Below are 17,734 nucleotides of genomic sequence, written 5' to 3'. Positions count from 1 at the left end.
GCCGGACGCAAGCGATCGACGCAGCGTGGCCGCATCAGTCGCGCTGGGCGGCAAGGCATAATAGCCACCCGATTCCCCGACACCCGATTTCGATGACTCTGCATACCTGGTGGCTGTTCGCCGCCACCGTTTTCGTCGTTTCCGCGATTCCCGGTCCCAACATGCTGCTCGTGATGACGCACGGCGCCCAGCACGGCCTGCGTCGCGCGAGCGCGACGATGGCCGGTTGTCTATCGGCGCTGGTGCTGATGCTGGCGGTATCGGCGGCGGGGCTCGGCGTGTTTCTGGCGGCATGGCCGACCATGTTCAACGCACTGCGCATGATCGGCGCGGCCTACCTCGTATATCTGGGCATCAGGGCATGGCGCGTGCCGGCCGACGAAACCGCCGCGCACAACATCGACGACCTGACAGCCCGGCCCGCGCGCTCGCGCTTCGCGCTATTTCGCAACGGCTTTCTGGTCGCGAGCAGCAATCCGAAGGCGATCCTGTTCGCGGCCGCGCTGCTGCCGCAATTCATCGATGCAACCCAGCCGAAGTTGCCGCAGTTCGGCGTGCTGCTCGCGACATTCGCGTCGATCGAGGTCAGCTGGTATCTCGTGTATGCGGGTTTTGGCACGCGCATCGGCGCCAGGTTGAAGAGCCGCAGCGTCGCGCGGATGTTCAACCGGCTGACGGGCGGTGTGTTCGTCGGTTTCGGCACGATGATGGCGCTGGTGAGGCACTAAGCACCGCGCGTGTCGGCAGACAAGGGAAAACTGAGCCGTACCCATGTGACCGTTGTATGTCTGCAACATTGAGGGTCAACCCTAATTTGCATGTTGCAACGCACCAAGCGGTCTGCTATAGTTCGTCTTGTCTCCTCCATGTCTCCTCTGATATGGATTCAGCCCGCCAACCTAGGTGGGCTTTTTTTTGCCTGGAATTCGCCGCGCGCCCAAAGCGGTGCCGCGACCGCGGAAAATCAAATTCAGAACTTATACGACACGGCCAGAAAGGAAATGATCGGGTTTGCGCTCAGATCCGCCTTCGACACGCCAAGCTCCGTCCCATCGGCCGCCTTGATGATGACCGAGGACGTCGTCTTCAGCGGGATATACGTGACCGACGCAACGAGCCCCCAGTGCTCGGTGATGTTGTACGCAAGGCCCGCGTTGAACACCGGCGCCCACGACGAGGACGCCTTCGCCGACACCTGCGTCAGCCCCGGCTTGCCCGCACCGGCGGTGAGTATGGCGCCGAGGCTACCAGGCAGAAATGTTTTGTATCAATTTTAATGAACGGGCTTTAAAACAAAAAAGCCGGTCTGCAAAGACCGGCTTTTTTCGTGGCACCGCGGATGCGGGTCGACTCGCCTAGCGTTTCAAACCGGTGCCTTCTGCCGCGCCGATCGCGAGATTCATGCACTGGATCGCCGCACCCGACGCGCCCTTACCGAGATTGTCCAGCCGCGCGACGGTCACGAAGCGCTCTTCGTTGCCGAACACGAACAGGTCGACGCGGTTGGTGTCGTTGTTCGCCTGCACGTCGAAGAAGCCGTTGTCGAGACTCGCGTCGGCGTTGAACGGCGCGACGTGCACGAACGCTTCACCCGCGTAGTATTCGGCGAACTGAGCCTGCACGTCCTGCGGCGTCGTCTTCTTCGCGAGCTGGCCCGGCGAGAAGTATGTGGTGACCGCGAGGCCCTTGTAGAAGTCGCCGACGATCGGCGTGAAGATCGGCGCCGACTTCAGGCCCGTATGCGTGGCCATTTCCGGCAGGTGCTTGTGCGTGAGGCCGAGCGCGTACGGGCGCGGGCTCTTGAGTCTGTCGTTGCCGCCGGCTTCGTAGTCGGCAATCATCTTCTTGCCGCCGCCGCTGTAGCCAGTGATCGAATAGGCGTGCGCGGCGAACTCGGGCGCGACGACGCCGCCTTCGACGAGCGGGCGCATCGCGAGCACGAACGCCGAGGCGTGGCAGCCCGGCACGGCGATGCGTTTGGCGGTGCGCAGGCGCTCGCGCTGCGAGCGAGCCAGCTCGGGCAGGCCGTAGGCCCAGTCGGGCGCGGTGCGGAACGCGGTGCTCGCGTCGATCAGCACCGTGCGGTCGTTCTCGACGAGCGAGGCCGACTCGCGCGAGGCGACATCGGGCAGACACAGGAACGTGACGTCGGACGCGTTGATGAGACGACGGCGCTCGTCCAGGTCCTTGCGCTTCGCTTCTTCGATACGCAGGATTTCGACGTCGGCGCGCTGCGACAGGTATTCAAAAATTTTCAGGCCGGTCGTGCCTTCCTGTCCGTCGACAAAAACTTTCGTGCTCATCTCGATCTCACTCGCTGGAAACGGGGCGCGACGCCGCGCCGGAACGTTATTTTAAGACGTCATCGCCGCGACCGTGCGGTGCAGCGCGAAAAAACGACGATGCGCGCACAACGTGACGTTGGCGTGACCCGTTGCGCGGCGAATGCGGGCTGATGACCGAAGATGAACCGCCGGTGAGCCGCGACGTCGTTTCGGCGCCGTTCAGCCATTAGCCGCGCGCCGCTACCCGCGCGGCGCTACCCGCGCGGCGCGATCCAGCGCGCGGTGACGCCCGCAATGCGCGCGCCGAACAGGCGCGCGGTTTCGAGATCGCCCGGCGGCGGCGCTTCGTCGGGCGACGCATCGGCCGCCGATTGCGTAAGCAGTCCGGTAAAGCCGCCGACGAAGTTCAGATCGTTGCGCGTCGCGGCCTTCGTGTTCGACGGCATCATGCCGGTGCCGGCCCAGATCATGCTGTGCTGCATCGCCAGCGTGACGAAGTACTGGATGGTCGAGAACTTGTCGCCGTTCATCGTCGCCGAGTTCGTGAAGCCGGCTGCGATCTTGTCTTTCCACGCCTGCGCGAACCACGGTTTCGAACTGGCGTCGGCGAACTTCTTGAAGTCGGCCGACGGGCCGCCCATGTAGGTCGGCGCGCCGAAGATCAGCGCGTCGGCGGCGGCGAGTTCGTCCCACGAGGCGTCGTCGAGGTCGCCGACCGGCATCATCTTCGCCTGCGCACCGACTTCCAGCGCGCCCGCGAGCACGGCTTCGGCGACCTTCTTCGTGTGGCCGTAGCCACTGTGATAAACGATGACGATCTTCGACATGAAGTGCTCCAGCAAAGCGATCGGGAAGGCGAACGGCGCAAGCCAGGCGATGCGGCGCGGCGGCGCCCCATCACGACCGCGACGGCCGCCACTAGCGCCCGTAATTGACCACCAGCCGCGCGCTGCCGATCGCGGCCGTGCCGATCTCGTGATCGAACATCAACGCGGGACGTCCTTGCGCGAGACGCAGATCGGCCGAGTTCAGCGCGTACACGGTGATGATATAGCGATGCGGTTTGCCGGGAGGCGGGCACGGGCCGCCATAGCCGTCGGTATCGAAGTCGTTGCGCGCTTCGACCGCGCCGAGCTTGCCCAGGAAACCGGACGAGCTCGCATTCTCGGGCAGGCTGTCGACCGTGGCGGGGATGCCCGCGACCGCCCAGTGCCACCAGCCGCGCCCCGGTGCGTCCTCGTCGAACATCGTGATCGCGAAGCCGCGCGTACCGGCCGGCGCGTCGCGCCATGAGAGCTGCGGTGAACGGTTGCCGCCCTTGCAGTCGTTCCGGTCGAACACCTGCGCATTCTGCACGGTGCCGCCCGCGCGCACGCTCGCGCTCGTCAGCGTGAACGGCTCGTCGGCCCGGGCACCGGCACTATGCGCTGCGAATAGCGCGAGCATGGCGCCGACGGCGAGCGATCGATGCCGCCAAGATGAAGCCAGCGAAACAACCAGGCAACGCACGCGCATATGCCGGTTCTCCTGTAAGGGCGCGAGGCGCGGGTGCTCGCGACTGTCGTTGTCCTGAATTGTGCCCCACGGTCGAATCAAGTCTAACATCAGCGCTGATTAGCTCTGCGACGCAATATGTTCGCGTGCCGCGGAATTCGCAGACAGGAAATCAGCTATAGTAAGGGGGTTGTCGCGCGACCCTTACTGCATTTGACTCGTTTAAATAGCGAGCGTCAAAAGCAGTGTTAGAAGTTGTGGAGACCGGTTTATCCGTCCAGAGGAGGACGATGCAAGTTTCACTCAGGGTTGTGGTGGCAGACGATCATCCGGTTATTCTGTTTGGCGCTGAAAATGCGCTGCTCAAATTTCCCGGTATGCAAGTCGTTGGGCGCGCAAGGCAGTCGACTGAACTTATCAAAATGTTGCAATCCACCGAATGCGACGTGCTCGTCACCGACCTGGCCATGCCGGGCGGTCAGTACGGCGACGGCTTGCAACTCATCGACTATTTGCGCCGCAATTTCCCGAATCTGCCGATCGTCGTGCTCACCATGCTCGAGAACGCCGCATTGCTCAAACGGCTCAAGGAACTTGGCGTGACGTCGGTTGTGAACAAATCGGACGATCTCAGCCATATTGCGCTTGCGGTACAACACGTGGGCCGTCGTATGACCTATATGAGTCCGTCGGTGAAGGCGGTGCTCGATGGGTTGCGGGTCAATTCAGCCGGCAAGCGCGACGACTCGAAGCTGTCGCGGCGCGAACTCGAAGTCGTGCGCCTGTTCGTATCGGGTATGACGATCAAGGAAATATCGGAGCGTTTGAATCGCAGCATCAAGACGATCAGCACACAAAAAAACGCGGCCATGCGCAAGCTCGGAATCGATCGTGACTCCCAACTATTCCAGTATGCGCAGAGCAATGGTTTGCTGAATCTTTCGTCGAACTCGAGTAAGGACATCGCGAACCAGTCCTGATATCGGGCCTCGTTTCGTCCGCCGGGTAATCGGCGATAAACAATCGGCGATAAAAAAAGCCGCCTGTTGCGAAACAGGCGGCTTTTTCATTCAATCCGCATAAAGCGGCTACGTTTTTATTGTCACTGCCTTAGCGCGATGGCTTTATTGCGGCGTAGACGTCGCACCGCCATGTGCAGCGGACCACTCGGCCGGCGCGTGCAGGAATTTTTCCACTTCGTCGATCGTCTTCGTGTCGAAGTAGTTGTTCTGCTTCGCGACGCGCAGCACGTCCCACCACGTGGCGAGCGCGTGCAGATCGACGTCGATGTCTTTCAGCACCGACACGCTTTCCTTGAAGATGTTGTAGTGGAACAGCACGAAGCAGTGGTTCACCGTCGCGCCGGCGGCGCGCAGCGCGTTGATGAAGTTGATCTTGCTGCGGCTGTCGGTTGTCAGGTCTTCGACGAGCAACACGCGCTGGCCTTCGGTCAGCAGACCTTCGATCTGCGCGTTGCGGCCGAAACCCTTCGGCTTCTTGCGCACGTACTGCATCGGCACCATCAGGCGGTCGGACAGCCATGCCGCGAACGGGATGCCCGCGGTTTCGCCGCCGGCGACCGCGTCGATCTGCTCATAGCCGACGTCGCGCAGGATCGTCGCTTCGGCCATTTCCATCAGGCCGCGGCGCACACGAGGATACGAGATCAGCTTGCGGCAGTCGATGTACACCGGGCTCGCCCAGCCGGACGTGAAAATATACGGTTTCTCCGCGTTGAAATGCACTGCTTGCACTTCGAGCAGCATCTTGGCGGTGGTGTCGGAGATCGTCTGGCGATCGAAGCCTGTCATGGGCGGATCCTTCGGAGTGAGCGGGGGAGAAGCGGGCGCTGGCCCGGTGGCGCAGCAAGCGGGGTATGCCGCGCCATGCTGGGCGGGATACGCGGCCGGGGGAAGAGCACAGACCGGCTTTTGCTGCGCGCGTGGGCCGCTATTTTACCTGAAATGGGTCGCACCGAGGAGGCCGTCGCGCGCGGCGGCGCAGCCGGCGGGCGCTTTGGCGCGCGCATCGTCTTGTGACCGGGTGAGGCCGCCTTTACACTCACGCGACTTTCCCGGGACGCTTCCCACGCAGCCGCCTTCAGACCAACGGAATGCTTTCAATGAACGCCGCTCCACCCGCCTCCGCCTCCGCCACCGAAACCCGCTCCGCCGTCGAACCGGGCTATGCGGGCCGCGCGCTGCTTGCGTCGGTGCTGGGCTATGCGATGGACGGCTTCGATCTGCTGATTCTCGGCTTCATGCTGCCGGTGATCGCCGCCGACCTGCATCTGAGTTCCTCGCAGGCCGGCGCGCTGGTCACATGGACGCTCATCGGTGCGGTGGCGGGCGGCGTGCTCTTCGGCGTGCTCAGCGATTATTTCGGCCGCGTGCGCATGCTGACGTGGACGATCCTGATCTTCGCGGTGTTCACCGGCCTGTGCGCGCTCGCGCAAGGCTATACGGACCTGCTGATCTATCGGACCATCGCCGGGATCGGGCTGGGCGGCGAATTCGGCATCGGTATGACGCTGGTCGCCGAAGCGTGGCCGGCGTCGCAGCGGGCGCGGGTGTCGTCGTATGTCGGCCTCGGCTGGCAGCTTGGCGTGCTGGCGGCCGCGTTGCTGACGCCGCTGCTGCTGCCGGTGATCGGCTGGCGCGGCATGTTCGCGCTCGGGCTGCTGCCGGCGGCGGTGTCGTTCTTCGTGCGGCGCCGCGTCGAGGAGCCGGCGCTTTTCGACCAACGCGTCGCGCGCGGCATGCGCAAGCTGCCGCTGAAACTGCTGTTCGTCGATGGACGCACGACGCGCGCGAGCCTCGGCGTCACGATCCTGTGCTCGGTGCAGAACTTCGGCTATTACGGGCTGATGATCTGGCTACCCAGCTATCTGTCGAAGACCTTCGGCTACTCGCTGACCCAATCGGGGCTGTGGACCGCCGCGACGATTCTCGGCATGGCGGCCGGCATCTGGCTATTCGGCATCGCCGCCGACCGCTTCGGCCGCAAGCCGACGTTCCTGTTCTACCAGGCGGGCGCCGTCGTCATGGTGTTCGTCTATGCGCAACTGACGACGCCGATGGCGTTGCTGATCGGCGGCGCGGCGATGGGGGTGTTCGTCAACGGCATGATCGGCGGCTACGGCGCGCTGATTTCGGAGCTCTATCCAACCGATGCGCGCGCCACCGCGCAAAACGTGCTGTTCAATGCGGGTCGCGCGGTGGGCGGCTTTGGGCCGGTCGTCGTGGGCGCGCTGGCGGCGCGCTACTCGTTCGGCGCGGCGCTCGCGCTACTGGCGTCGATTTACCTGCTGGACATCCTCGCGACCCTGTTTCTGATTCCTGAGCGACGCGGCGCCGAACTCGACTGACCGCGTCGACGAAGCGCGTCCTTCAATCGCTTCGGATACTGCGAATGCCTGGACCATGCGGCCCGCATGGCGCCCCGCCGCGTGGCGGAAAAGCACGGCCGGGTCGTGGCGACGCAGCGTCCTGAGCGCCTGTTTCGCCAATGGCGAGTCCTGTTAACCACTCAGTGCATCGACACGTCCGGGGTGTACACTGATCGACCCGCGAAGCACTCCACATCGTCCCGTCTTCGTCGAGGTAAGCCGTCGCGCCTGACCGGGCGCGTGCGAAAACCGCCTCGGTCGTCTATCCGTCCGACAGATGAAAGCGCTGCAACGATGTGTGTCGCCGGGCCCAATCACTTACGTCTCGCAGGCCTAGAAATGGACGAACAACTCAAGCAAAGCGCTCTCGCATATCACCAGAATCCGAAACCTGGCAAGATTTCGGTGACGCCTACCAAGGCGCTGTCGAACCAGCTGGATTTGTCGCTCGCGTATTCGCCGGGTGTGGCGGCAGCCTGTATGGCAATTCACGAGGAACCGCTCGACGCGCAGAAGTACACGTCGCGCGGCAACCTCGTCGGCGTGATCACGAACGGCACCGCGGTGCTCGGCCTCGGCAACATCGGCCCGCTTGCCGCGAAGCCGGTGATGGAAGGCAAGGGGTGTCTGTTCAAGAAGTTCGCCGACATCGACGTGTTCGACATCGAGCTGAGCGAATCCGATCCGGACAAGCTCGTCGAGGCGATCGCGATGCTCGAGCCCACGCTGGGCGGCATCAACCTCGAGGACATCAAGGCGCCCGAGTGCTTCTACATCGAGAAGAAGCTGCGCGAACGCATGAAGATTCCGGTCTTCCACGACGATCAGCACGGCACCGCGATCATCGCGTCGGCGGCGATCCTGAACGGCCTCAAGGTGGTCGGCAAGAGGCTCGACGAAGTGAAGCTGGTCTGTTCGGGCGCGGGCGCGGCGGCCATTGCGTGTCTGGATCTGCTCGTCAATCTCGGTCTGTCGAAGCAGAACATTCTCGTCGCCGACTCGAAGGGCGTGATCTACGAAGGGCGCGGCAACCTCGATCCGTCGAAGGAGCGCTATGCGGCGCACACCGAAGCGCGCTCGCTCGCCGATGCAATCCGCGACGCGGACGTGTTCCTCGGCTGCTCGAGCGCCGGCGTGCTGAAGCCGGAGATGGTCGCCGAAATGGGCTCGCAGCCGCTGATTCTCGCGCTCGCGAACCCCGAGCCGGAAATCCGTCCGGAAGAAGCGCGCAAGGTGCGCCCGGACTGCATCATCGCGACCGGCCGGTCGGACTATCCGAACCAGGTCAACAACGTGCTGTGTTTCCCGTTCATCTTCCGCGGCGCGCTCGACGTCGGCGCGACGACGATCACCGAAGAAATGAAGCTCGCGTGCGTGCGCGCGATTGCCGAACTGGCCGAGGAAACCGACCAGGGCGATGAAGTCGCGAAGGCCTACGAAGGCCACTCGCTCGAATTCGGTCCCGAATACCTGATTCCGAAGCCGTTCGATCCGCGCCTGATCATCAAGATCGCGCCGGCCGTCGCGCAGGCCGCAATGGATTCGGGCGTCGCGACCCGCCCGATCCAGGACATGGATGCGTACCGCGAACAGCTCGGCGCGACCGTCTATCGCTCGGGCATGGTGATGCGGCCGGTGTTCGCGGCGGCGAAGTCGGCACCGGCGCGCATCGTGTTCGCGGAAGGCGAAGACGAGCGCGTGCTGCGCGCCGCGCAGTTCGTGCTGCTCGAAAAGATCGCCAAGCCGATCCTGGTCGGCCGTCCGTCGGTGATCGAGATGCGTCTGAAGAAGATGGGCTCGAAGCTCAAGTGCGGCGAAGACGTCGAGATCGTCGATCCGGAAGACGATCCGCGCTATCACAAGTGCTGGCAGGCGTATCACGAACTCGGCGCGCGCGAAGGCGTGACGCCGGACGTCGCGAAGGCCGCGATGCGCAAGTTCAACACGCTGATCGGCGCGATCCTCGTGCGCCTTGGCGAAGCGGACGGCATGATCTGCGGCATGATCGGCCAGTACCACACGCATCTGAACTTCATCGAGCAGGTGCTCGGCAAGGCCGACGACGTCGAGAACTTCGCCGCGATGAATCTGCTGATGCTGCCGGGCCGTAACCTGTTCATCTGCGACACGTACGTCAACGAAGTGCCGACCGCCGAGCAGCTTGCCGACATGACGATGCTCGCCACGCGCGAAATCGAGAAGTTCGGCATCACGCCGAAGGTCGCGCTGCTGTCGAACTCGAACTTCGGTAGCGCGCCGTCGTCGTCGTCGGAGCGCATGGCCGCGGCGCGCAAGCTGATCACGCAACGCGCGCCGTCGCTCGAGATCGACGGTGAAATGCACGGCGACGCGGCGCTGTCGGAGACGGTCCGCAAGGCCGCGTTCCCGGGCACGACGCTCGCCGGCGAAGCGAATCTGCTGATCATGCCGAACGTCGAAGCGGCGAACATCGCGTACAACCTGCTGAAGGTCGTGGGCGGCGAGGGTGTGACGGTCGGGCCGTTCCTGCTGGGTGCGGAAAAGCCGGTGCATATCCTGACGCCGGCCGCGACCGTGCGCCGGATCATCAACATGACGGCGGTTGCTTCGGCGAACGCGCGCGAGTCGGTGAACGCGAAGTAACGTGTATCACGTGAGGTTGGCGTGGGCGCAGCAGTAACGCGCGCGCGGCGGCCTGGGCAGAAGCGCTACGGAACCCCGGTTCCGTAGCGTTTTTTTTTGGTGCGCCAGGCATGGCGCGCAGCGCCGTGAAAGGCGCTATCTGGATCGCTGTGGTGGCGAACTGGATGACTTGGGGGTGAGAGTCCCCTACACACCCGGCAAGGGGAAGTGTTAGCGGACGGCAAGGGTGTCCATCGTGAGGTGGAATCTGAAGGAAGCCGAAGGCAAAGCGCTGGCCTGACGAACAGGAAGCGGATATTAGGCGGAATGGCGGGGTGAGCAGGCCAAAATCTGTAAAGCCCGATACTTGCACGGAACGCCATGACGTAGATCCGACAGGCATAAGCGTGAAGGTCGCGCGTATTACCCTGGGAGATCTGCCATCCTGCCTTGTGCTACTGGCATCGAGAGGTGTCGGAATGGGGTGGCAGAAGTCAGCAGAGGTCGTAGTAGCCGTTGAAACCGGAGCGGCGAAGGGCCAAACCTGTCACGAGTGGCAAGTCACGCGTGATCTCTGCGTATCTGGGCAGAAGCCTCGGCCATGCCGGGGGCCTGCAGCCATGCTGGAGGGGCCGGAAGCCCCGAGAGAGGCTGAGGTGTCCATCGGATGCCAGGTGACACGACGCACGAAACAAGCTCACGCCGACGACCGATCCGGTCCGAGGCCGACGGGAAACGCCGGATACGTGAACCGTACGTCCGGTGTTGTGGGAGGACGGCGGGGGCAACCCCGCCTCCTACCCGATCGCCTAAAAAAAGCGGCGGTCCGTGCAGACCGCCGCTTTTCGGTTCAGCTGGGAGAGTCGATCAAGCCGCGTGCTGCGTCTTGCCCGCATCCGGCGAACGCCAACGCGCGAGCAGCTCGTTCCACTTGATGCGCACGCCTTTCAGGTTGTTTTCCTTCACATGCCCATAGCCGCGGATGCCGTCGGGCAGATTCGCGAGCTCGACCGCGAGATCGCGTTTCTGAGAAGTCAGCCCGCCGATCAGCTCACGCACCAATACCTCGTATTCGCCGATCAGCGCGCGCTCGGTGCGACGCTCCTCGGTGTTGCCGAACACGTCGAACGCGGTGCCGCGCAGGAACTTGAGCTTCGCGAGCACGTGCATCGCGCTGACCATCCACGGGCCGTACTTCTTCTTCACCAGATGGCCGTGCGCGTCCTTCTTCGATAGCGTCGGCGGCGCGAGATGCAGGTGCAGCTTCCAGTCGCCTTCGAACGTCGCGTTCAGTTTTTCGATGAACGCCGGGTCGCTGTACAGACGTGCGACTTCGTATTCGTCCTTGTACGCCATCAGCTTGTGCAGGTTCTTCGCGACCGCCTCGGTCAGCGGCATTTGGCCGTCGGCGGAATCGAGCGCTTCTTCGGCGGCTCGCACCTGCGACACCAGCGCGCGATAGCGCTCCGCGTACGCACGGTTCTGCCAGGCGGTCAGATAGTCGGCGCGTTTGTCGATCAGCGCGTCGAGCGCCTTCGGCGTATGCAGCGCGATGATCTTGCCGCCCGCGCTGTCGGCCGGATCGCCGCGTCCCTGCGTTTGCGCGAGCTTGCGTACCGCAGCCAGATCGTGCGCGGCACGCCGGCCCCATTCGAACGCCGCGCGGTTCTTGTCCACCTGCACGTTGTTCAGCTCGATCGCGCGAATCAGCGACTCGTGCGTGAGCGGCACCCAGCCGCGCTGCCACGCATAGCCGAGCACGAACGGGTTCGTGTAGATCGCGTCGCCGAGCAGCGCGACGGCGAAGTGATTCGCGTCGACGGTCGAGACGTTGTCATCGCCGGCCGCGGCGCGCACGTCGGCTTCGGTGCTGCTGCCGGGGAAGCGCCAGTTCGGGTTCTTGATCAGCTCGGCCGTCGGCGTGTGCGCGCTGTTCAGCACGACGCGCGTGCGATCCGCGTGCATCCGCGACACGCATTCGTCGCTGGCGGTGACGATCGCGTCGCAGCCGATCACGAGGCTCGCTTCGCCCATTGCGATGCGGGTCGCGTGGATATCGGCGGGCTGCTTCGCGATCTGCACGTGGCTCATCACGGCGCCGCCTTTCTGCGCGAGGCCGGTGACGTCGAGCACCGTGACGCCCTTGTTCTCGAGATGCGCGGCCATGCCGAGCAGCGCGCCGATCGTGACGACGCCCGTGCCGCCCACGCCCGTCACCAGAACGCCGTACGGACGGTCGATGGACGGCAACTCGGGATCCGGCACCGGCGGCATTTCGGCGCCGGCGCCCGACGCCGCCTTCGGCTTGCGCAACTGGCCGCCCTCAACGGAGACGAAGCTCGGGCAGAAGCCGTTCACGCACGAAAAGTCCTTGTTGCAGGTCGACTGGTTGATCTGGCGCTTCGTGCCGTACTCAGTATCGAGCGGTTCGACCGACAGGCAGTTCGACTTCACCGAGCAGTCGCCGCAGCCTTCGCACACCGCTTCGTTGATCACGACGCGCCGTGCGGGATCGGGATACGCGCCGCGTTTCCTGCGACGGCGTTTTTCGGTCGCGCAGGTCTGGTCGTAGATCAGGATCGTGGTGCCCGTAACCTCGCGCAGCTGACGCTGCACGTCGTCGAGCTGGTCGCGGTGGTGAATGTCGACGCCGGGCGCGAGGCCGACGTTTGCCGCGTACTTCTCCGGCTCATCGGTGACGATGACGATCTTCGCCGCGCCTTCGGCGGCGAGCTGATGCGTGATCTGCGGCACGCTCAGCACGCCGTCGACCGGCTGGCCGCCCGTCATCGCGACTGCGTCGTTGTACAGCAGCTTGTAGGTGATGTTCGCCTTCGACGCGATCGCCGCGCGAATCGCGAGCAGCCCCGAGTGGAAGTAGGTGCCGTCGCCGAGATTGGCGAACACGTGCTTGTCGTTCGTGAACGGCGCCTGGCCGATCCACGCGACACCTTCGCCGCCCATCTGGCTGAACGTGCTGGTGCTGCGATCCATCCAGACCGTCATGTAATGGCAGCCGATGCCGGCCATCGCGCGCGAGCCTTCCGGCACGTTGGTCGACGTGTTGTGCGGGCAGCCCGAGCAGAACCACGGCTTGCGCTCGACTTCGACGCGCGGCCGCGCGAGCGCCTTTTCCTTCGCCTCGATCACCGCGATGCGCGCGGCAATGCGGGCGCGCACATCCGATGGCAGATCGAACTTGTCGAGCCGCGTGGCGATCGCCTTCGCGATGATCGCGGGCGACAGCTCGTAGTGCGCCGGCAGCAGCCAGTTGCCCATCGGCACCGACCATTCGCCGCCCGCGCCGTCCTTCTCGTCGAACTTGCCGAATACGCGCGGGCGCTGCGCGTCGGGCCAGTTGTACAGCTCTTCCTTGATCGCGTATTCGAGGATCTGGCGCTTTTCCTCGACCACCAGAATTTCGTCGAGACCGCGTGCGAAGGCCTGCGCACCTTGCGCTTCGAGCGGCCACACGCAGCCGACCTTGTACAGCCGGATGCCGATGCGCGAGCAGGTTTCGTCGTCGAGACCGAGGTCGGTCAGCGCCTGGCGCACGTCGAGATAAGCTTTGCCGCCGGTCATGATGCCGAAGCGCGCATGCGGCGAATCGATTTCGACGCGGTCGAGTTTGTTCGCTCGCACGTAGGCGAGGCCCGCGTACCACTTGTAGTCGAGCAGACGCGCTTCCTGCACGAGCGGCGGATCGGGCCAGCGGATGTTCAGCCCACCGTCGGGCATCACGAAGTCTTCCGGCAGGATGATGTTGGTGCGGTGCGGATCGATATCGACCGATGCGGACGATTCGACCACGTCGGTCACGCACTTCATCGCGACCCAGAGGCCCGAGTAGCGGCTCATCGCCCAGCCGTGCAGGCCGAAGTCCAGATATTCCTGCACGTTCGACGGAAACAGCACCGGCAGCCCGCATGCCTTGAAGATGTGTTCGGACTGATGCGCGAGTGTCGAGGATTTGGCCGCGTGATCGTCGCCGGCGAGCACGAGAACGCCGCCGTGCCGCGACGAGCCGGCCGAGTTGCCGTGCTTGAAGACGTCACCGGACCGGTCGACGCCGGGGCCCTTGCCGTACCACATCGAAAACACGCCGTCGTATTTGGCGCTCGGGTACAGATTGACCTGCTGCGAACCCCACACGGCGGTGGCCGCGAGGTCTTCGTTGACGCCGGGCTGGAACACCACCTGATGCGCGGCCAGATGCTTTTTCGCTTTCCACAGCGACTGGTCGAGCCCGCCGAGCGGCGATCCGCGGTAGCCGGAGATGAAGCCGGCCGTGTTGAGGCCGGCGGCGCGGTCGCGTTCCTGCTGCAGCATCGGCAGACGCACCAGCGCCTGGATGCCGCTCATGTACGCGCGGCCGCGATCGAGGGTGTATTTGTCGTCGAGCGTGACGGAAGACAACGCGGCTTCGAGCGAGGCTCGCTGACCTGCGTCTAGCGGGGCATTCATTATGTGTACTCCTCCACTTCAGCTTGGGATCACCAAAACTTTTCTGGCCCCCGGCATCTCGTGAATGCTGGGGCCGGGGTCGTCATATTGACGGGTTTTAAGCGATGGTAGCACTGGTGGAAACCCGCCGCAGCGGATCAAAAATCGCCCGCGCACGATCTGATTTCGGCCGGTTTCGCGACGAGTTGCCTACGTGTTGTCAGCAGTTATCGCGGATTTCCGCCGGAATGGAGTTGTATTGCGCCTGCGCGTGTAACAAGCTGTAAAACCTACAAATTTGCGGAACCGCAGTGAAAACGACTGTCTAACCCCGACCTGCGAGCGATGCCGAACGCCGCGCATTCTGTGCAGCTTCTGGACAGCAGGGCAGTTAGAAAAGGAGTACGCATGAACACAAGAAACATCCAGACCTTCCTGATGGTTTCCGCCGCTTTCTTCGCGATGAGCGCGCCGGTGCGCTCGAATCCGGGCAGTACGGGGGCACTGTCGAACGCGATCATCCGCACGGCGCAGGTGGCGCCGGCGCGGGTCGACGGTGCGATCGGCAGCGATCTGTACAGGCAGAATTCATGACGCACCGCATCGCGCGCGTCTAATGACGACCGGCCGCCGTTCCGAAGAGAGCGGCGGCGTTGCAACGTAAAAGGGCGAGGATCCTGCGATCCTCGCCCTTTTTTCTTCTGCGCGCCGATCAGGCGCGAGTCTCCGTGGTCAGGTCTTGTCCTGCACGACGCCGCGGCGAATCTGATCGAGCTCGATCGATTCGAACAGCGCCTTGAAGTTGCCTTCGCCGAAGCCCTGGTTGCCCTTGCGCTGAATGATCTCGAAGAAGATCGGGCCGATCTGGTTTTCGGTGAAGATCTGCAGCAGCAGATCGTCCGGTGCGCCGTCGATCAGGATCTTGCGCTTGCGCAGTTCCTCGAGCGGCTCGCCATGATTCGGCACGCGTCGGTCGACGAGTTCGTAGTACGTGTCGATCGTGTCGAGCAGTGAAATGTCCGATGCGCGCAGGCCGTCGACGGTGCGGTAGATGTCGCTGGTGCCGAGTGCGATGTGCTGGATGCCTTCGCCGTGGTACGCGTCCAGGTATTCCTGGATCTGACCGGCGGTGTCCGAGCCTTCCTCGTTGATCGGAATGCGAATCTTGCCGCACGGCGAGGTCATCGCTTTCGACTTGACGCCCGTCACCTTGCCCTCGATGTCGAAGTAGCGCACCTCGCGGAAGTTGAACAGGCGCTCGTAGAACTCTGCCCATTCCTGCATGCGGCCGCGATGCACGTTGTGCGTCAGGTGATCGATATAGGTCAGGCCGTGGCCGACCGGGTTCGGGTTCGCGCCCGGAATCGGCTCGAAGTCGACGTCGTAAATGTCGATGTCACCGATGCTGTTCGGCGTCGCACCGTTCTTGCCGCGCCAGCGGTCGACGAAATAGATCAGCGAATCGCCAATGCCCTTGATCGCCGGGATGTTCAGCTCCATCGGGCCGGTCTTGTTGTCGAAACCCCATGCGCCTTTTTCGAGCGCTTGGGCGTAGGCCTTCGCGGCGTCCTGTACGCGAAACGCAATCGCGCAGATCGACGGGCCATGCAAGCGCGCGAAGCGCTGCGCAAACGAATGCTTCTCCGCGTTGACGATGAAGTTGATGTCGCCCTGACGATACAGCATCACGTCCTTATGACGATGCCGCGCGACGGCCGTGAAGCCCATCCGTTCGAACAGTTTGCCGAGCGCTTTCGGGTCCGGCGCCGTGTATTCGATGAATTCGAAGCCGTCAGTGCCGACAGGATTTTCCCAAGTTGAAACCTGCATCGTCTGTCTCCAATCCCATGCAAGAGGGTTGCCGAGGCGCGCTGGCGGTGAGCGCGCGGGACGGTCGGCTGAGCGCGACCGGATGGGGCAAGTGTAGAGCCGCGATGAAGACAAAAACTTGCGAACTTAATCACGCGTCGCTACGCTTGAGCCAGTTTATGGCTCTATTCGAACGACACGTGGCAGAACATGGCTATTGGCGAGATAGACGCGATCGATCGACGCATTCTGGCGATCCTTCAGGAGAATGGCCGGCTGTCGAATCAGGAGATTGCGGAACGGATCAATCTATCGCCGAGTCCGTGCCTGCGGCGGATTCGCCGGCTCGAGGAAAGCGGCGTGATTCGCGGCTATGTCGCGCTGCTCGACGCGCAACGTCTCGGGCTTGACCTGCTCGCGTATGTCAGCGTGCGGCTGGAGAAGGGTGGCGGTCGCGCGTTCAGTCCGCATGGCGAGGCCACGCACGCCGATCTGTTCGGCGCGGCCGTGCAGACGTGGCCCGAAGTTGTCGCATGTCACGCGATGACGGGTGAGATGGATTACCTGTTGCGCGTCCAAGTGGAGGACATGGCGCACTTTTCGCGCTTCGTGCAGGATCAGTTGCTGCGGCATCCATCGGTGATCGATGTGAAATCGAGCTTTTCGCTAGAAAAGATCAAGGAAACGACAGCGCTGCCCATTTTGTAGGCTTCACGCGCACGGTCCTACGCGTGGCGTTGATTGGGTACAGATAGAAAAAAGGCGACCTTGCGGCCGCCCCAATCTCATTTCCCCGTAGCGATTGTTCAGGCAGCGACAGCCACCGGCATGAACGACTCGAACAGTCGCGATGCCTGGCGTGCGTGGCGCTTGAGCGCGTAATCGAACACGGCGGCCTGCTCCTGCAGCATTTCCGCGAGGATGCTCGACTGATCGGCGGGCGACAGCGTCAGATAGGCGTCGGCCTCGCCGTACGCGTACTCGATCTTCATGCCGGCCTTCCTGGCGATGTGCATCATGGTCGAATTGCGCGCCAGGCAGTGGATGTACAGCGTCGTCACATGCGTGTTGCGGCTGCGGATCGCGGCGCGCTCGAATAGCCTCGAGCCGATACCGATGCCGCGTGCGCTTTCGAGCACGGAGACGCCGAATTCGGCGGTGCGCTTGTTGCCTTCGGCCGGCAGGTAGGCCAGATGGCCGACGCCGCTCAGTTCCAGCTTGCTGTTGAACACGCCGAACACGGTGTCGCGCGTAAAGTCGATCGCGCGCACGTAGTTTTCGATCACATGGTTCGGCACGACCTGGCCGAAGCGCAGCAGACGGTCTTCTTCGTCGAGCGCGAGGAAGTGAGCAAGCAGGCGTTCGCGATCGGCGGCGGTGAGTTCACGGACCAGAGCGTGCGCGCGTTCAGCAGGCAGCGACGCGCGATCGTTCGGCGCGATCGGCTCGGTGTTGCGATGGGTCAGCATGTTCATGGTCGGGTTCTCCTTTTAATCAGGCGGCGTTGTGCACCGCAAAACCAATTTTAACGGAAACCTAAGCCATTCACTAGGGAAAACCCGTATCAAAAGTCGAGGTGAATACCTGGAGCGCTGGAACCCTAAATTTAATTATTTGATTTTAAACAGAAGTTAAAAGTGATCGCACGTTCGTGACACGATGCCGCATGGATTCCCTGCGCTGATTTATTTGGTCTGCATGTTGTTGCTTTGCA

Annotated in this window: 13 protein-coding genes and 1 pseudogene; 6 read left to right on the top strand and 8 right to left on the bottom strand. The window is 63.3% G+C overall.

Going from position 1 to position 17,734, the window contains the following annotated elements:
- The first annotated feature begins 92 nt into the window (after window positions 1-92).
- Window positions 93-728: a LysE family translocator gene (locus tag OKW29_RS34385; protein ID WP_429294076.1), complete on the top strand. Its 636-nt coding sequence runs from the start codon at window positions 93-95 to the stop codon at window positions 726-728.
- A gap of 242 nt (window positions 729-970) precedes the next feature.
- Here the strand turns inward: OKW29_RS34385 and OKW29_RS34380 are convergent.
- The 4 genes and pseudogenes from OKW29_RS34380 to OKW29_RS34365 form a co-directional block, all read right to left on the bottom strand.
- A pseudogene (locus tag OKW29_RS34380) lies at window positions 971-1,246 on the bottom strand (OmpW family outer membrane protein); the annotation flags it as partial.
- Between the two features lie 109 nt (window positions 1,247-1,355).
- Window positions 1,356-2,303 carry an N-acetyl-gamma-glutamyl-phosphate reductase gene (gene argC / locus OKW29_RS34375; RefSeq protein ID WP_429294075.1) on the bottom strand — a complete coding sequence of 316 codons (948 nt, stop codon included), beginning with the start codon at window positions 2,301-2,303 and terminating at the stop codon, window positions 1,356-1,358.
- 236 nt (window positions 2,304-2,539) lie between these two features.
- The gene (locus OKW29_RS34370; RefSeq protein ID WP_429294074.1) at window positions 2,540-3,112 is read right to left on the bottom strand and encodes a flavodoxin family protein; all 573 of its coding nucleotides are present in this window, start codon (window positions 3,110-3,112) and stop codon (window positions 2,540-2,542) included.
- 91 nt (window positions 3,113-3,203) lie between these two features.
- Window positions 3,204-3,800 carry a YbhB/YbcL family Raf kinase inhibitor-like protein gene (locus OKW29_RS34365; RefSeq protein WP_184035061.1) on the bottom strand — a complete coding sequence of 199 codons (597 nt, stop codon included), beginning with the start codon at window positions 3,798-3,800 and terminating at the stop codon, window positions 3,204-3,206.
- 269 nt (window positions 3,801-4,069) lie between these two features.
- On the opposite strand from OKW29_RS34365, the gene OKW29_RS34360 reads away from it, so the two are divergent.
- Window positions 4,070-4,759, top strand: a complete 690-nt coding sequence (locus OKW29_RS34360; protein WP_184056372.1) for a response regulator — start codon at window positions 4,070-4,072, stop codon at window positions 4,757-4,759.
- Between the two features lie 144 nt (window positions 4,760-4,903).
- Here OKW29_RS34360 and OKW29_RS34355 read toward each other — a convergent pair whose 3' ends face one another.
- Window positions 4,904-5,590 (bottom strand): orotate phosphoribosyltransferase, encoded by a 687-nt coding sequence (locus tag OKW29_RS34355; RefSeq protein ID WP_184073530.1) that lies wholly within the window; start codon window positions 5,588-5,590, stop codon window positions 4,904-4,906.
- A gap of 311 nt (window positions 5,591-5,901) precedes the next feature.
- Between OKW29_RS34355 and OKW29_RS34350 the strand changes: the two genes are divergently transcribed.
- A complete protein-coding gene (locus OKW29_RS34350; protein ID WP_429294073.1) occupies window positions 5,902-7,146 on the top strand; it encodes an MFS transporter in 1,245 nt (414 codons plus the stop codon).
- Window positions 7,147-7,506: 360 nt separating this feature from the next.
- Window positions 7,507-9,789, top strand: coding sequence for an NADP-dependent malic enzyme (locus OKW29_RS34345; protein ID WP_429294072.1), 2,283 nt, complete (start codon window positions 7,507-7,509; stop codon window positions 9,787-9,789).
- 846 nt (window positions 9,790-10,635) lie between these two features.
- On the opposite strand, the gene OKW29_RS34340 is transcribed toward OKW29_RS34345, so the two are convergent.
- Complete coding sequence (locus OKW29_RS34340; RefSeq protein ID WP_429294071.1) at window positions 10,636-14,232, bottom strand: indolepyruvate ferredoxin oxidoreductase family protein; 3,597 nt, start codon at window positions 14,230-14,232, stop codon at window positions 10,636-10,638.
- Window positions 14,233-14,619: 387 nt separating this feature from the next.
- On the opposite strand from OKW29_RS34340, the gene OKW29_RS34335 reads away from it, so the two are divergent.
- Window positions 14,620-14,805 (top strand): hypothetical protein, encoded by a 186-nt coding sequence (locus OKW29_RS34335; RefSeq protein WP_184056361.1) that lies wholly within the window; start codon window positions 14,620-14,622, stop codon window positions 14,803-14,805.
- A 138-nt stretch (window positions 14,806-14,943) separates the two neighbouring features.
- On the opposite strand, the gene hppD is transcribed toward OKW29_RS34335, so the two are convergent.
- Window positions 14,944-16,041 (bottom strand): 4-hydroxyphenylpyruvate dioxygenase, encoded by a 1,098-nt coding sequence (gene hppD / locus OKW29_RS34330; protein WP_429294070.1) that lies wholly within the window; start codon window positions 16,039-16,041, stop codon window positions 14,944-14,946.
- A 189-nt stretch (window positions 16,042-16,230) separates the two neighbouring features.
- On the opposite strand from hppD, the gene OKW29_RS34325 reads away from it, so the two are divergent.
- Window positions 16,231-16,728, top strand: coding sequence for an Lrp/AsnC family transcriptional regulator (locus OKW29_RS34325; protein ID WP_184034682.1), 498 nt, complete (start codon window positions 16,231-16,233; stop codon window positions 16,726-16,728).
- A gap of 98 nt (window positions 16,729-16,826) precedes the next feature.
- Here OKW29_RS34325 and OKW29_RS34320 read toward each other — a convergent pair whose 3' ends face one another.
- Window positions 16,827-17,495, bottom strand: coding sequence for a GNAT family N-acetyltransferase (locus tag OKW29_RS34320; RefSeq protein WP_184073522.1), 669 nt, complete (start codon window positions 17,493-17,495; stop codon window positions 16,827-16,829).
- Window positions 17,496-17,734 lie beyond the last annotated feature (239 nt).

The sequence above is a fragment of the Paraburkholderia sp. CI3 genome (assembly GCF_050436505.1).
Lineage (GTDB): Bacteria > Pseudomonadota > Gammaproteobacteria > Burkholderiales > Burkholderiaceae > Paraburkholderia > Paraburkholderia tuberum.
This window is presented reverse-complemented; position numbering and strand designations above follow the sequence as displayed.

Excerpts from the sequence above, each read along its gene's own strand:
- OKW29_RS34355 (WP_184073530.1), bottom strand. The coding sequence starts at position 5,590 with ATGACAGGCTTCGATCGCCAGACGATCTCCGACACCACCGCCAAGATG.
- OKW29_RS34345 (WP_429294072.1), top strand. The coding sequence starts at position 7,507 with ATGGACGAACAACTCAAGCAAAGCGCTCTCGCATATCACCAGAATCCG.
- OKW29_RS34385 (WP_429294076.1), top strand. The coding sequence starts at position 93 with ATGACTCTGCATACCTGGTGGCTGTTCGCCGCCACCGTTTTCGTCGTT.
- OKW29_RS34335 (WP_184056361.1), top strand. The coding sequence starts at position 14,620 with ATGAACACAAGAAACATCCAGACCTTCCTGATGGTTTCCGCCGCTTTC.
- OKW29_RS34365 (WP_184035061.1), bottom strand. The coding sequence starts at position 3,800 with ATGCGCGTGCGTTGCCTGGTTGTTTCGCTGGCTTCATCTTGGCGGCAT.
- OKW29_RS34340 (WP_429294071.1), bottom strand. The coding sequence starts at position 14,232 with ATGAATGCCCCGCTAGACGCAGGTCAGCGAGCCTCGCTCGAAGCCGCG.
- OKW29_RS34360 (WP_184056372.1), top strand. The coding sequence starts at position 4,070 with ATGCAAGTTTCACTCAGGGTTGTGGTGGCAGACGATCATCCGGTTATT.
- OKW29_RS34350 (WP_429294073.1), top strand. The coding sequence starts at position 5,902 with ATGAACGCCGCTCCACCCGCCTCCGCCTCCGCCACCGAAACCCGCTCC.
- OKW29_RS34325 (WP_184034682.1), top strand. The coding sequence starts at position 16,231 with ATGGCTATTGGCGAGATAGACGCGATCGATCGACGCATTCTGGCGATC.
- OKW29_RS34370 (WP_429294074.1), bottom strand. The coding sequence starts at position 3,112 with ATGTCGAAGATCGTCATCGTTTATCACAGTGGCTACGGCCACACGAAG.
- OKW29_RS34320 (WP_184073522.1), bottom strand. The coding sequence starts at position 17,495 with ATGAACATGCTGACCCATCGCAACACCGAGCCGATCGCGCCGAACGAT.
- hppD (WP_429294070.1), bottom strand. The coding sequence starts at position 16,041 with ATGCAGGTTTCAACTTGGGAAAATCCTGTCGGCACTGACGGCTTCGAA.
- argC (WP_429294075.1), bottom strand. The coding sequence starts at position 2,303 with ATGAGCACGAAAGTTTTTGTCGACGGACAGGAAGGCACGACCGGCCTG.